Here is a 13,692-nt window from a genome sequence, read left to right as displayed (position 1 = left end):
TGAAACCTCTTAGCGCTGATGGTAGTGTGGGGTTACCCATGTGAGAGTAAGTCATCGCCAGCTCATTAATTCTAAACACCCCCTGTCAAAACAGGGGGTGTTTTTTTATATCTGGAAAATATGGAAATTAAGCAATATAAGAAGAATTAAAATAAGATAAGCAATACAATGGCTGTAAAGGTATCAATTAATCTTAGTAATGGTTTTATTTCTTGTTGTGTTTGGTCTGATTTTGGTCTTGACGCAAATATTGTGGTTTCATATGATGGTTGAAATATAATCAAAATAAGGTGCGAAATCAAAGTGGTCATAATGCATTATTATTTTGTTTATATGGCAGTGATGCCCTAGAACTGCTGTTGTGCCTATCACCACATTGAACTCCCCTAAAATGACAATAATAAGGAGCAATATGATGGGAAAACAATTCCTTTGGTTTATCGTATTTGTATGTCTGCAAGCCGGACATGCCTATGCCAGAGATTTCGATAATGAACGTCTAGAACGTCGTGCCTATGAATCAGCACTTTGGGGACAGGCGATAGTGGCGGGTAATGAGATGATCGAGGGAGGGTTGGCTGCAGGTCAGAAGCTCAATCAAGTTGCCTTTTTCTCACGTCCACCCAACTGGAAATTTCAGCAGCCAACACCGAACAATTCTACCTTATACGTGCAATTAATTTATGATGTTAAGGCAGGGCCTGTGGTGGTTGAGATTCCAGCAACCAAAGGATCTTACAGTGTTTTCGGAACATTTCTTGATGTTTGGCAACGTCCTGTCGTGGATGTTGGGGCAGGTGGTGATGATAAGGGGCAGGGCGGTAAGTATTTTCTCTACAATAGCCGCGACCCTAAGATTATGGTGCCTGACGGTTTTTTTCCGGTGCCACTTCAAACCTATCGAGGCTATGGAACATTCCGGGTTATTACGCCTGATCTTAAAGACAAGACCTTGGATGGTGCTGTTGATTACATTAAGAAAGGCTTTCAGCAGTATGCTTACGGCAGCAAGCAGCGACTTCCGCACAAGGACATCTACAACAAGGAATATTCATCCTTATTTCCATGGGATCACACGTATTTTAAACGGCTTCAAAAAGTTATTAATTACGAAGAAGTACGTGAAGAAGATAAGTATGCGATGGGTATGCTGAGTTCCATTGGAATTGAGCGTGGTGGTCGCTTCGAGCCAGACAAGAAGACTCAGGTCGAACTTGACGGTGTTATGAAGCAGGTTCACGAGGAATTGCAGCATCTTCTTCGGACGATTCCACCTCGTCGTTGGGGAGATAAGACTCAGTGGACACAGCCAGTCGCGGATTCGATGATCTCGACGATGATGACCTATAAGGATGAGAATAAGGTCTACATAGACGATCGAGCTTTCACTTACTATACCTATATTTCTCCTCCGGTTAAGCTCGGATCATCTACAGCCTATCTCATGCTGACCAAAGATGAGGATGGAGCGCCGCTTAAGGGCGGAATGAATTATACGCTGACTGTCCCAGCAAATGTCCCAGCCAAGCAGTTCTGGTCAGTATTGGTTTATGATGTGGCGACTGCTTCCTATATTCGGAAAGCTGATCCGATTGGACTCGCCTCAACAGAGGAACCAAAGATGAATAAGGATGGCACCTACACGATTTATTTTGGTCCACAGTCATTAAATAATGGGGTGAACTATTTGCCGACGGGCAATGCGGACAACTACTTTCTACTGTTCCGATTCTATGGTCCAGAAGAAGCTTATAACAATGGTAGTTGGATGTTGAATGATATGGTCAAGAAGAAGCCTTGACCACAAGGGTAGAACAAGCGATTACAGCCGACCATTGATGCGTCGGCTGTATTTTTATCAAATATAATATATAGGCACAGAGTTTAGATCTTAATGCAGATAAGGTTTTTACAAGGTGTTGATTGTTTTTAATAAAACTTAATATTTTTCTATCAGGTAGTTGAAAGATAAAGCATTTATAAATTGGCTAAACATGAAAGAAAGATAACTTATGATTTTGCAAAGCTTTTAATGTTATAAGCAGAGGGCTGGCATTAATATTTAGCTTGTCACTGATGTAATTCATTTTTAAAGCTTATGACTGATGAAACCCTTTAGCATGCAAGGTGCTTTAAAAAATATGAAGAATTTTAAAGTTATCTCAGAATATCCTTTAGAGCATTTAAAAAATGCTCTAGGGTGTTTATCAGAAATTAGAGATTCTGCTACTGGCGATTTTGAGTGAATAAAGCAATTGACCGAGCAAAACATCCTTTTCTGTTAGAGTTACAATAATGAGGGGATGTTTACTCGAAGGAATAGAGGTGAGGATAGCTTTACCATTATCGGCATCTAGAGTAATGGACTGACAACCCTCTAAATGGATTTCATTCATAAATGCGGCAACCATGGCTAAAATGGAGCTGCTGACTGCTGCGAGTTTTGTGCTGTTATAACCATCTTTTTTATGCACGTGCCCCAATTCAAAGCCATCTGTACTACAAAGCATAACGTAATTGACGCCACGAACATTCATGAGTAGATCTTGCATTTCCGCTTTGGCAAATTGAATTAACTCTTTGGGTGCAGTACGGCTTTGCTCTAAAGTAAACATATAAAACCTCTATGATGGTTAATTGGCAATATTGGAGTTAACTTCAATTGAAGTGATAAGGGCTTCTAGCAACAGTAAAACATCATCTTTTTTTCGAGCATCAATAAAAAACAATGGAGAAAACAGTTCGTTCTGTAATAACCAATCTTTATAAATACCCGTTGATGGAGATGTTTCGGAAACAAGGTCGGTATGTGTAATCCCAATGGCTATATTATCGGTGAAATTCTGAAAAGTATCCAAATAACTTTCTAATTCTTGGATTGGATTATCTGAATGGTGATCAATCAGAATGATTGCACCAATTGCCCCTTTGGTAATCGCTGACCAAATAAAATCAAAACGGCTTTGACCTGGTGTGCCATATAGCCCAATTTTTAGATTTTCATCTAGTGTGATCTCACCATAATCAATGCCTACCGTGGTTTCCATTTTAGTGTGGCGCTGTGAATCGGTATTAAATGCTTCCGTATGCAGGACTGGGATTTCTGATAGTGATTTAATTGCTTCAGTTTTACCTGCCCCCATGCCACCCGCAAATACAATCTTAAACCGTTGTAAAATCATAAAATATTCCTATATCCCTAATTTTTTTCTTAGCTTTCCAAAAAAGCTTTTAATCAAGCCCGTTTCTTCTGTTGTTTGAGCGGGTTCTGGTGGATTGTAATGTTTATCCCAGATATTGATTTTGGATAGATTATTCGTTGCAATATTGGCAGCGATAAATCGCTGCACGGTTTCTTGAGGTATATTCAGTTGAGTTGCGATTTTTGAAATTTTACCACCTTGAATAAAACAACTGGAAAGCTGAAAAATTACTTTGCGATCTTCCAGATGGTTGGGTTTGGGCCAACTATGGATCTTAAAGTGTCCATCTTCAGGGCAAAACTCATTTAAGAATAATGGTGAGTCCCAAAAAAATTGCCATAACCAGTCACTCATGATGTAGGCTTGTTTTCGTGAGACTTTCATAAAATTACTGGTAGTTGCCATGTCATAATCAAAGCCAGAATCCGTAAAGGCTTGTTCTCTTTCTGGATTCAACCAGACGATATTCTTCTGTACATCAATAATTGCGATGGTTCCTAAGCTATCAAAGAGATGTAGCTTAGAATTGCGCTCTTTATCGAGCATTTTACTGAAAAATTCTAATTTATAAGCCGTTTTTTTTGCGGGAGTTTCTGGTACTGGCTCACAATCTGAATCTTCAGTTGGTGTGTTCAGCAGATGATTGAGAATCCATTCAGACAGGCTTTCGTGATTTACTATGGGTAGAGATAAGGTGTTTTCTTGAATTAAATGATGATCAGGAACATGCTTAGATATTTTCAACCACGGAAATTTTCGGCTTTGCAGGATTTTTTGAATGCCGTCCGTTTCATAAAAATTTTCATGAATAAATAAGCAGTCAATTGTTGGGTCTGCTGCAGTACTCCATTTAATTTTATACTCTTGTGGAATGAGATTACGTAGCTGGGTTTTAAGTTCTTCAGAATGATGAAGACTTAAGCCAGTTATCGCAATATTAAGATATTGCTCAGTCATGCTATCTCTATCTATCTAACAAGTTAATAATCACAATGGTTCAAAATGCCCCCTTTCCAGCATTAATCAGAAAAGGGGGCGGAGATATTAAGCAAAGTCGAGTTCTTTTTCATAGCTCTTGAGTTCATGGCGTGCCATTGCAAGATTTGCTTTAGAGCGTTCGAGAACAAGATAGAGGAATAGTTTGTCATTGCCTTCTAGAGGTCGGATGAGGTGATATTGTTTCCCTAGGGTAATTAAAATATCTTCAATGGTGTCGTTTAATTTAAGCGCTTGGGCAACACGACGCTTTGAACGAACCACTTCGGTATTGCCTGCCGCTGCAAGTTCGAGGTCTAGATCCCCACCGCCTTGGGTTGCCAATGCTAAACCGCTTTCTCCATCCACTAATGCCGCTGCATGGAAACCATCAATATTTGATAATGCCTCTAATGATACTCTAGCCATATTGATTCTCTTATGTTTTTTTGGTTATTGGATTAGTTTGACTTGCTTTTAAAGTCAATTTGATTATATGGATAGCCTAAAAAAAATCGCAACTTAAATTATTTTTGGTGCTAGAGCAGTGTGATAATTTTGGAATATATCTGATTGTTACACTCAACTTTAGTGTGATCAGTATCTCAATATATACATGGAAATATGAATAAGCATATAGATGTGAGTGTCATATTATGACGTTGTTAAAAATGTAACATTATGTAAAATTTAACGATGGTTCAAAATTAATAGAGGGTGAAAAATAGAGTTTTGAGGACAGGAGTATAGTTTTAACTTATTGTTTTTATTTTATAAAAGTGAAGATGATCGTGATTTAATCATCTTCACCGATTAATCTTAGCTAAACATTTGAGTGGCTGCAGAATAGAGCACCCAAAGAATAGCTAAAGCAACGACTGGTTCTACAATTTTAGCCCAAGTCGGGGTCGTGGCCTGCTCTGATTGTGTTTCTACATGTTCATGATGATCGGCTGTATTTTGATGAACCATTTGATTAAACTCCTTCATAGTCTCTTCTAATGATATCTCTTCTTCAGGCATCGGTTTAGAGCCTTTAAGCTCTGTTAGTTCGTTTATTGACCAGACCCAATCTGCGGCCTGACCTGATAAATGTTCGACTTGACCGGTAATCAGTTCACTTAATCCTTTTACCCCATAGTTGCCTGTATCATCAAGCTGTTTTAATTCTGCAAGTTGTAATGAGATTACTTCAGTAATGGCCTGTTCAAATTCAGATCTGCTAAGGGTTGAATGGTTTTGTTCGGAAGTGGTCAGGTGTCGGGCAATATCGATCACATATAGTTGATCTTGAGATTGGATCTCTTGATAGAGTTTGTTTTCATCTTTGCGCCATAAGGTAATGAGTTTACCTAAACTGAGCGTATTAATTTCTAATAGATGTGATTTACGTTCAATGGGATCATATTGTTTCAGAAGCTCAGGCTTTTGAATGTAAATTTGCTCTGCAAAATATTGGACTAAGTCAAAAGCCATTATTACTTCCTCTTGTTTTAATCTAATAACCTCAAGCTTGGCTTTTTCTTGGGTTGTTCATTGTTTTGTTCAGGTTCTGATTTTAAATCATCTTGCTGGATTTGAACATTTTCATATTCATTTGGATCAAAAAATAAACCTTGACCATTCTCACGCGCATAAATGCCTAAGACTGCATATAGTGGCACATAAATATCGCGAGATACACCACCAAAACGTGCAGAAAAGGTAATTGCATCATTGCTCATATGCAGTTGGTGTACGGCATGCGGCACAATATTAAGTACGATTTGCCCATCCTGAATAAACTGTTCAGGCACCCGAGTATTGGGTTGTGTGGCATCAACTAACAGATAAGGGGTAAGATTGTTGTCGCAAATCCATTCATAGATGGCACGAGCTAAATACGGGCGAGTGGGAGAAAGGGTGATTTCCTGTTCAGACATTATCCATTACTCAGTTAAATAGAAAGAAGCTTGCTATAGCGGTTTTTCTCCTGCATGGTCAATGATTTGACGAAGGCAGGTCGCTGAAAAATACGTTGACGATACAGGAGTATCGGACGACATAATTTGTGGGGTAACTCAATCCCCATGACATCTAACCGTAAAAAAATTGGGGCTAACATGCAATCTAAAATTGTAAAGTTATCCGACATAAAATAGGGGTAGTGCTGAAATAGTGGGGTGAGCGAAATCAGGGTATCGCGTAGTTTTTTTTGGGCTTTATGCTGTTCAGCCTTATTTAAGGTGTCGGGATGCCGCAACATAACATCAGCCAATTTTAGCCAGTCTTGTTCAAAACGCCAAATATATTGGCGTTGCTCTGCACGTGGGGCTGGTGCATCGGCATAGAGTTTATTCTGCCGATAGCGGTCATCAAGATATTCGGAAATAATATTGGTATTGAATAGCTTGAGATCATTTTCAATCAGCATTGGCAGTTGATGATAAGGGTTGAGACTGGCCAAATCTTCATCATCATAATCCAGCAGAATTAAGTTAAATTTAATTTGCTTCTCGGCAAGGACGTAACGAATCCAATGGGAGCGAAAATCATCTGCATGACTATAAAGTGTAATTCCTTGGAGTGGCGTATTTTCGACAGACATAAATCCCACAAAACCGAGTGAATAATTGGAAAAGGTTTGGCATAAGCACAAGTCTTATGGCTTGGCTAAGATGATACCATTTTTGTGCTACTGCGGGGATTGAAAGTGTGTTGCAGTAATGCGATTGAATTTTTTGCAATAAAAAAGCCTTGGATAAACCAAGGCTTTTTGTCCGATTCGGTAAACGAATTAACGTTTAGAGAATTGAGGACGTTTACGAGCTTTACGTAAACCAAGTTTCTTACGTTCAACTTCACGAGCATCACGAGTAACGAAACCAGCTTGACGAAGAGCAGGTTTTAAAGTTTCGTCAGCAGCGATCAATGCACGAGTAATACCGTGACGGATAGCGCCAGCTTGACCACCGATACCACCACCAGCAACAGTGATGTAAAGGTCATATTTTTCAGTAGCTTCAAGAAGCTCTAAAGGTTGACGAACAACCATACGAGCAGTTTCACGACCGAAATATTGCTCAAGAGTACGGTTGTTGATTACGAGTTTGCCAGTACCAGCAGATAGGAAAACACGTGCAGTTGCGGTCTTACGGCGACCTGTACCATAATTAGTAGCCATGTGCTGTATCCCTTAGATGTCCAAAACTTGTGGCTGTTGAGCAGCGTGTGGATGCTCAGTACCTGCATACACTTTCATTTTCTTGATCATTGCATAACCAAGAGGACCTTTTGGTAACATACCTTTAACAGCTTTTTCTAAAACTGCTTCAGGTTTGTGAGCGATTAACTTTTCAAAGTTAGTCTCACGGATACCACCAGGGAAGCCAGTGTGGCGATAGTATTTTTTATCAAGCGCTTTTTTACCAGTCACTTGAATTTCTTCAGCATTGATAACAACGATGTAATCGCCAGTGTCAACGTGAGGAGTATAAGAAGTCTTGTGCTTACCGCGTAGACGACGAGCGATTTCAGTCGCAAGGCGACCTAAAGTTTTGCCAGAAGCATCAACAACGTACCAGTCGTGTTGAACTTCAGCAGGCTTAGCGCTGAGAGTTTTCATTTAAACCACTACCTATTATAGTTGGTTTGGACTATGGAATCTGTCCAAACAAAAGGATACGCGATTCTAAACGAATCTGTTCAGAATCACAAATGAAAATATAAATTTCAAGCGCTGTATTATAAGGAAGGCCTTTATCTTTGACCAGTGTTTTTTTAAGCAATTTGCGGGTTTCCTGATTTTGACCAAAATATTTAGCCTCGGGAAATCAACTTTATTTAAAATTAAATAAAAACAATAATATAGGTTGATTACTATTTTAAAATTGAATTTGATCATTTCAGTTGTAGGCTGTGCTGGGGCTCATTTGAGATGCCTCCCAACTTGTCTCCATGCATTTATTCTATCTGATTTAAAGATTTAGACGGCGCTCAGCATCATTTTTTGCATTTAAAAAAATTTATAACGGCTATCTCACCGACTTGAAACGGTACTTTTCCGAATAAATAGAATCAGCAATTCCGAATAAATAGAATCAGCAACGGTATTTGCTGCATAAATTCAGTAAAATGATGTTATTCAAAAAGTGGTGCTATAGGTGAATCATGCTTCCGTTATATGTCACAAGTGGTGAACCCGCTGGGATTGGTCCAGATATTTGTTTAAGTCTGGCACACCGCGTGGATGAACGTCCCATTGTCGTCTTGGCGGATCTGAATTTACTCCAGCAACGTGCGGCTATGCTCAATCTCGACGTGGAATTGATGGCTTATACGGGGCAACAGCAATCCTCAGAGTCTGGGCAGCTTTATGTAGAACATGTTCCTGTGCATGAGCCTGTGCGGCAGGGGGAGTTGAATCCAAAAAATTCTGCCTATGTGCTGGAACAACTCAGACGTTCAGCTGACTATGCGATGTCTGGTCGTAGCGTGGGTGTAGCCACTGCGCCAGTACAAAAATCAGTGATTAATGATGCAGGCATTCATTTTAGTGGTCATACCGAGTATTACCAAGAGTTTGCGGGCGTAGAGCGTGTGGTGATGATGCTGGCGACCAAAACCTTACGTGTGGCACTGGTCACTACGCATTTACCGCTTAGACAAGTTGCCGATGCAATTACTGCACAGCGTCTTCATCAGGTGATTGATATTTTGCTGCATGATTTGCAAAGCAAATTTAAGATTGCCGATCCCAATATCTTGGTGTGCGGCTTAAATCCGCATGCTGGGGAAGGGGGCTATTTGGGTATGGAAGAAATTGAGACGATTAATCCCGTTCTGGAGAGTTATCGTGCTCAGGGTATTCGCATGAGTTTAAGTCTTCCTGCCGACACGCTATTTACCCCTGAAAACCTGCAAGATGCCGATGCGGTTTTAGCAATGTATCACGATCAAGGTTTACCTGTGTTAAAATCGCAGGGCTTTGGTGAAGCTATCAACATTACTTTGGGCTTACCTTTTATTCGTACTTCAGTCGATCATGGCACCGCACTCTCCCTCGCAGGCACAGGACAAGCGAAAAGTTCAAGCTTGCATGTGGCTGTGGATTTGGCCTTAGATTTGGCTCGCCACTGATTTACTTCATTCAATCTCACGTTGGAAATGTTTTATGTATCAAATTAATGCGCTTAACCCGAAAGAAGAAGGGCATCAGGCTCGTAAACGGTTTGGTCAAAACTTTTTGCATGATCAACGTGTCATTGCGAAAATTGTACGTTCGGTGAATCCTCGTACCGGTGATAATATTGTTGAAATTGGTCCGGGTTTGGCCGCACTGACTTCGCCTTTAATTGGTGAGTGTGATGCCCTGACCGTCGTCGAATTAGACCGAGATTTAGCCGCGGGATTGCCTGGGCGTGTACCTCATCCAGAGCGTTTGACTATTGTAGAAACCGATGCGCTGAAATACGACTTTACCGAGCTGTTTGAAGAAGATCGTCCGCTGCGAGTGGTGGGGAACTTACCTTATAATATTTCGACGCCTTTATTGTTCCATCTCTTGGAATTTGGCGGAAAAATTAAAGACATGCACTTTATGTTGCAAAAGGAAGTCGTCGATCGTATTACGGCTTCGCCAAATAGCAAAGAATATGGCCGTTTATCTGTCATGATTCAATATTACTGTAAGCCAACCTTCTTATTTGAAGTCCCACCTGGATCGTTTAATCCACCCCCTAAAGTAACTTCTGCAGTGTTCCGTTTGGAACCTTATGCAACGAAGCCGATTATTGCCAAAGATGAAAAAGCTTTAGCTCGCTTGGTGGCGCACGTATTTACCCAGCGTCGTAAAACCTTGCGTAATAGCCTTAAAGGCATGTTGCGTGAAGATGGCTTTGAGCTGGCGGGGGTTGACCCGATGGCACGTCCGGAAACCTTGAGTTTGGAAAAGTTTGTCGCATTGGCAGATCAAATGGTGTAATCAATGGCACGCTACAATTATGTGATTGGTGATCTTCAAGGTTGTTTTGAGGCCTTGAAAGCTTTACTTAAAGCCATTCAATTTGATCCGGATCAGGATTTTATCTGGTTTGCGGGTGATCTGGTGGCTCGTGGTGAAAACTCGATTGGCGCATTACGTTTTGTCAAAAAACTGGTGGAACGCGGTTCAGCGGCAACAGTATTGGGCAATCATGATTTAACTCTTTTGGCTGGCGCACGGGGGTTAAAGCAAATTAAAGATAAAGATCGTACTCGGGATGTGATTGATGCGATTGATAGCGATGATTTGATTGAGTGGTTACGTAAACAGCCATTGTGCTTATTTCCGAATGAGCACACCATTTTGACGCATGCGGGCATTCCATGTATTTGGTCTGCTGAACAAACAGCGCGCTTAGCCAAAGAAGTTGAAGCCGTGATTGGGCATGAAGATTATGCCGTGATGGATGCTTTTTTAGCGGAGATGTATGGTACGCAACCTGATTTGTGGGCGGATGATTTAACGGGTCATGCACGCTTACGCTGTATTACCAATTATTTAACCCGAATGCGCTTAACCGATGCTGAAGGGCGCTTAGAGTTTAGTTTTAAAGATGCTTTGGAAGACCCAATGCCAGCAGGTTTTCAACCTTGGTTTGAATTTGACTCTCTGGCAGCCCAAACACATCAGATTATTTTTGGTCACTGGGCTGCATTACAAGGTAAAACCGTACAGCCGAATATGCAGAATGTTGATGGTGGATGTGTCTGGGGCAATCAATTGATGGCTTACCGCTTAGAAGATCAGCAACTTTTTGCTGTCGATAATCCAGTAATGAACTGATCAAAAAGCCACGTTTTCGTGGCTTTTTTTATGCTTAAAACTCGCTAGGTTGGGTTGCCTCCAAAAGTAGAGGCTCCATTTAAGCATGCTGTTAATCCGTAGACTCTAGAGCATTCAGCAGCCCAGAGCTTCGAGCTTAGGGTCAGTATCTATAGGCGGTTTTGCCTGATATCTTGGATAAAAAACTCAATGGGGCACAATTATTGAAGCTATGGCGTATTGCCCAGATGCGATATTTTTGATGGATCAGAAATCATGGAGATGCTTCGGTTGCTATAGGAATACGTGAATAAGCTCTTTTCAATGCGGTAATGGAAAAGATGGTTGAGATCTAATTTTTTGATTTGATTGTTTTAGATATTTGGGGTGTTTCGACTTACTTGATCTTGGTTGTTGTGGATTGAGCTCGGTTCGCTCAATCCAGATACGCACGCAATTATTCGATTCTTAACCATGTCTGGTTACGCCCTAGAGCAGAAACGCCCATATAGGCACGCAAAGACAGGCGTTTTCCAGTCGCATTGAGCTTCATTTTGGCATCATAGAATTTACCCGATAGCGGATCAATCACGCGGCCTTTTTCATAGCTGCTGGTTCCTTCCACTTGTTTTAAACCTTTCAGGATTTCCATGCCGAGAATGGGCTGATTGGTATACGGAGCTGGGCAATTGTTACAGCGTTCACGCGGGGTATAACCTGGACGCGGAGTGATTTTGACAATCTTGCCAGTATAGGTACTGTTGGATTCTTTACGAATTTCAATAACGGCCTTGGGTGAACCTGTTTTGTCGTCAATTTGCTGCCAAGTGCCTGAAATATCTTGGGCTAAAGCTGCTGAACTGGCGAAGACTAAACCTGTGAAAAAGCTAAAAGAGATGATTGTTTTCATGTATTCCCTGTAAATGTGAAACCTTATACATTTTTATATCGCTGGGATATGCGTGGAAACTTTAGCGTGTATAACTACGAAAATGTTCAAATTTGGTAAACTACAGAGTCAGCTTGCTTGAATCTTGCAGATGAAAAATTGAATCATAAAAAAACCGCCTGAGAGAGGCGGTTTGATCTTTTTGGATGGTTTATTCTTGACGAATCCAAGTTTGGCTACGGCCAAGAGCCGATACGCCCACATAACCGCGAAGGGTTAAACGTTTGCCATTGGCACTCATTTTGGCTTTGGTGCTATAAATTTTGCCTGAAAGTGGGTCAATGATTTTACCACCAGTATAGTTTTGACCTTCTTCATGTTTTAAACCTTTAAGCACATCCATGCCCAAAATAGGTTTGTTGGTATAAGGTGCAGGACAGTTCATACAAGTATCTTTGGGTGTATAACCAGGTCGTGGCGTAATTTTCACGACTTTAGCGGTGTACGTTCCATTTGTTTCTTGACGGATTTCTAAAACCGCTTTTGATGAGCCTGTTTTATCATCAATATTTTTCCAGACTCCAGAAATATCATCCGCAAAAGTCATACTACTCAAGGCAGAGATAACAAGTGCACTGATAAATTTAGCTTTCCCCATCATAAATTCCCTTTTTTGCTGATTCATAGTCTAAACCAAAACTATCTTAGGACCGTTTTCTATGCAACACAATCCTTTAAAGTGATTTGTTAGTCACATTTTTTGCAAGTAAAGTATGAAGGTTGGCAGCCAAATTGCGGTGAAAACTGCATTAACGGCCATGCCAAAAGCAGCATAACGCCCCGCGACACTGCCACGTTGCCAAGCCTGAGCAGTACCAATCGCATGTGCTGCCAAGCCTAGCGCCAGTCCTGAAGCGCGTTCATCGTTAATATGTCTTAAAATAATAGGGGAGAAGGCCGCGCCAATGACTCCAGACAGAATCACAATCAGAATGACTAAGGTGACTGGTGCGTGCAATAAAGTGGCAATATTAATGGCGATAGGGGTGGTGACTGCCCGAGTGGCAAAAGCCATAATGGTTGAATCTGCCATATGCAGCAAATAGGCTAAGCCCATAGGCAATGCAACCGCACTGATGCTGGCAAAAACGAGAATGCTGACAATGGCTTTGGGGGGTAGGTCGTCATAACGCATGGCGGCCAGAGGAATTGCCAGTGCGACGGTGACATAACCAAGTAAATGACTGAACAGGGCATTGGTTTGGCTCATATAGGCTTCATACGGAATCCCCAATACCAACAATAAGCCAATAATAAAGAACATCCCGATGACAATCACAGGGACTTGAGGAATGCGTTTATTAATCGGCTTGGCACATAAATACGCCACAAGGGTAATCAGAAATCCCGATAAAATTGCGATCATGTGCTTTTCCTATAACCAGTGCTTTGCCATTTTGGCGTAGATCCATAATGGAATTAGAGTGCTGACAACAAGCACCACCAGAAAGAGCGGAATTTCACTTCCCATATGTACCAGCATCAGTAATGAGCCTGCACTAATCGGTAAAAAAGCGAAGGCACTTTCTTTCATGATTTTATTGTTGGTATCTACCAGACGGGGTGGAACTTTACGAAATTTCCGCCAGATGAGGAGCAGGACGAGTAAGCTAATCAGCCCCACCAAATTACCCAGCTCAGGATGGTTGAATTGTGCCATGAGCCATACTGCACATTCACGGAATCCTACAATTAGAGTAAGCGTTCCCAACCATGCTGGCCAGTCGAAGGTTTTTATCCAATCCATGATTTATCATTACAGTTAAAATTTTACTTATCAC

General features: G+C 41.1%; 17 protein-coding genes. 4 read left to right on the top strand and 13 right to left on the bottom strand.

The window, feature by feature from the left end; translation table 11 throughout:
* The first annotated feature begins 412 nt into the window (after positions 1–412).
* Positions 413–1,801, top strand: coding sequence for a DUF1214 domain-containing protein (locus ACX17N_RS14675; RefSeq protein ID WP_458893306.1), 1,389 nt, complete (start codon positions 413–415; stop codon positions 1,799–1,801).
* Positions 1,802–2,207: 406 nt separating this feature from the next.
* On the opposite strand, the gene ACX17N_RS14670 is transcribed toward ACX17N_RS14675, so the two are convergent.
* From ACX17N_RS14670 to rplM, 9 genes are all read right to left on the bottom strand, one after another.
* Complete coding sequence (locus ACX17N_RS14670; protein ID WP_458893305.1) at positions 2,208–2,615, bottom strand: roadblock/LC7 domain-containing protein; 408 nt, start codon at positions 2,613–2,615, stop codon at positions 2,208–2,210.
* Positions 2,616–2,633: 18 nt separating this feature from the next.
* Positions 2,634–3,182 carry a GTP-binding protein gene (locus ACX17N_RS14665; protein ID WP_458893304.1) on the bottom strand — a complete coding sequence of 183 codons (549 nt, stop codon included), beginning with the start codon at positions 3,180–3,182 and terminating at the stop codon, positions 2,634–2,636.
* Between the two features lie 9 nt (positions 3,183–3,191).
* Positions 3,192–4,160: a hypothetical protein gene (locus ACX17N_RS14660; RefSeq protein ID WP_458893303.1), complete on the bottom strand. Its 969-nt coding sequence runs from the start codon at positions 4,158–4,160 to the stop codon at positions 3,192–3,194.
* Between the two features lie 87 nt (positions 4,161–4,247).
* Positions 4,248–4,607 (bottom strand): roadblock/LC7 domain-containing protein, encoded by a 360-nt coding sequence (locus ACX17N_RS14655; RefSeq protein WP_458893302.1) that lies wholly within the window; start codon positions 4,605–4,607, stop codon positions 4,248–4,250.
* Between the two features lie 390 nt (positions 4,608–4,997).
* Positions 4,998–5,654: a hypothetical protein gene (locus tag ACX17N_RS14650; protein ID WP_458893301.1), complete on the bottom strand. Its 657-nt coding sequence runs from the start codon at positions 5,652–5,654 to the stop codon at positions 4,998–5,000.
* 17 nt (positions 5,655–5,671) lie between these two features.
* Positions 5,672–6,100 (bottom strand): ClpXP protease specificity-enhancing factor, encoded by a 429-nt coding sequence (locus ACX17N_RS14645; RefSeq protein ID WP_458893300.1) that lies wholly within the window; start codon positions 6,098–6,100, stop codon positions 5,672–5,674.
* A 14-nt stretch (positions 6,101–6,114) separates the two neighbouring features.
* The gene (locus tag ACX17N_RS14640) at positions 6,115–6,765 is read right to left on the bottom strand and encodes a glutathione S-transferase N-terminal domain-containing protein (RefSeq protein ID WP_458893299.1); all 651 of its coding nucleotides are present in this window, start codon (positions 6,763–6,765) and stop codon (positions 6,115–6,117) included.
* A 189-nt stretch (positions 6,766–6,954) separates the two neighbouring features.
* A complete protein-coding gene (gene rpsI / locus ACX17N_RS14635; protein WP_068974925.1) occupies positions 6,955–7,341 on the bottom strand; it encodes a 30S ribosomal protein S9 in 387 nt (128 codons plus the stop codon).
* 12 nt (positions 7,342–7,353) lie between these two features.
* Complete coding sequence (rplM, locus tag ACX17N_RS14630; protein WP_004695096.1) at positions 7,354–7,782, bottom strand: 50S ribosomal protein L13; 429 nt, start codon at positions 7,780–7,782, stop codon at positions 7,354–7,356.
* 545 nt (positions 7,783–8,327) lie between these two features.
* Between rplM and pdxA the strand changes: the two genes are divergently transcribed.
* Genes pdxA through ACX17N_RS14615 form a run of 3 tightly spaced genes read left to right on the top strand, consistent with a single transcriptional unit; the run spans position 8,328 to position 10,983 of the window.
* On the top strand, positions 8,328–9,296 hold the full coding sequence (gene pdxA / locus ACX17N_RS14625) for a 4-hydroxythreonine-4-phosphate dehydrogenase PdxA (protein WP_458893298.1): 969 nt from the start codon (positions 8,328–8,330) through the stop codon (positions 9,294–9,296).
* 34 nt (positions 9,297–9,330) lie between these two features.
* Positions 9,331–10,140 carry a 16S rRNA (adenine(1518)-N(6)/adenine(1519)-N(6))-dimethyltransferase RsmA gene (gene rsmA / locus ACX17N_RS14620; protein WP_458893297.1) on the top strand — a complete coding sequence of 270 codons (810 nt, stop codon included), beginning with the start codon at positions 9,331–9,333 and terminating at the stop codon, positions 10,138–10,140.
* A 3-nt stretch (positions 10,141–10,143) separates the two neighbouring features.
* On the top strand, positions 10,144–10,983 hold the full coding sequence (locus ACX17N_RS14615; protein WP_458893296.1) for a symmetrical bis(5'-nucleosyl)-tetraphosphatase: 840 nt from the start codon (positions 10,144–10,146) through the stop codon (positions 10,981–10,983).
* A gap of 436 nt (positions 10,984–11,419) precedes the next feature.
* On the opposite strand, the gene ACX17N_RS14610 is transcribed toward ACX17N_RS14615, so the two are convergent.
* The 4 genes from ACX17N_RS14610 to ACX17N_RS14595 form a co-directional block, all read right to left on the bottom strand.
* A complete protein-coding gene (locus ACX17N_RS14610; RefSeq protein ID WP_458893295.1) occupies positions 11,420–11,872 on the bottom strand; it encodes a DUF2147 domain-containing protein in 453 nt (150 codons plus the stop codon).
* Between the two features lie 190 nt (positions 11,873–12,062).
* Entirely contained in the window at positions 12,063–12,509 is a 447-nt protein-coding gene (locus ACX17N_RS14605; RefSeq protein WP_458893312.1) for a DUF2147 domain-containing protein, read from the bottom strand.
* A 93-nt stretch (positions 12,510–12,602) separates the two neighbouring features.
* A complete protein-coding gene (locus tag ACX17N_RS14600) occupies positions 12,603–13,277 on the bottom strand; it encodes an LrgB family protein (RefSeq protein WP_458893294.1) in 675 nt (224 codons plus the stop codon).
* A gap of 9 nt (positions 13,278–13,286) precedes the next feature.
* On the bottom strand, positions 13,287–13,658 hold the full coding sequence (locus ACX17N_RS14595) for a hypothetical protein (RefSeq protein WP_458893293.1): 372 nt from the start codon (positions 13,656–13,658) through the stop codon (positions 13,287–13,289).
* Between the last annotated feature and the right edge of the window lie 34 nt (positions 13,659–13,692).

The organism is Acinetobacter sp. GXMZU3951 (assembly GCF_054457875.1).
Note: the sequence above shows the minus strand (reverse complement) of the source record. Positions and strands in the feature narration are given on the sequence as shown.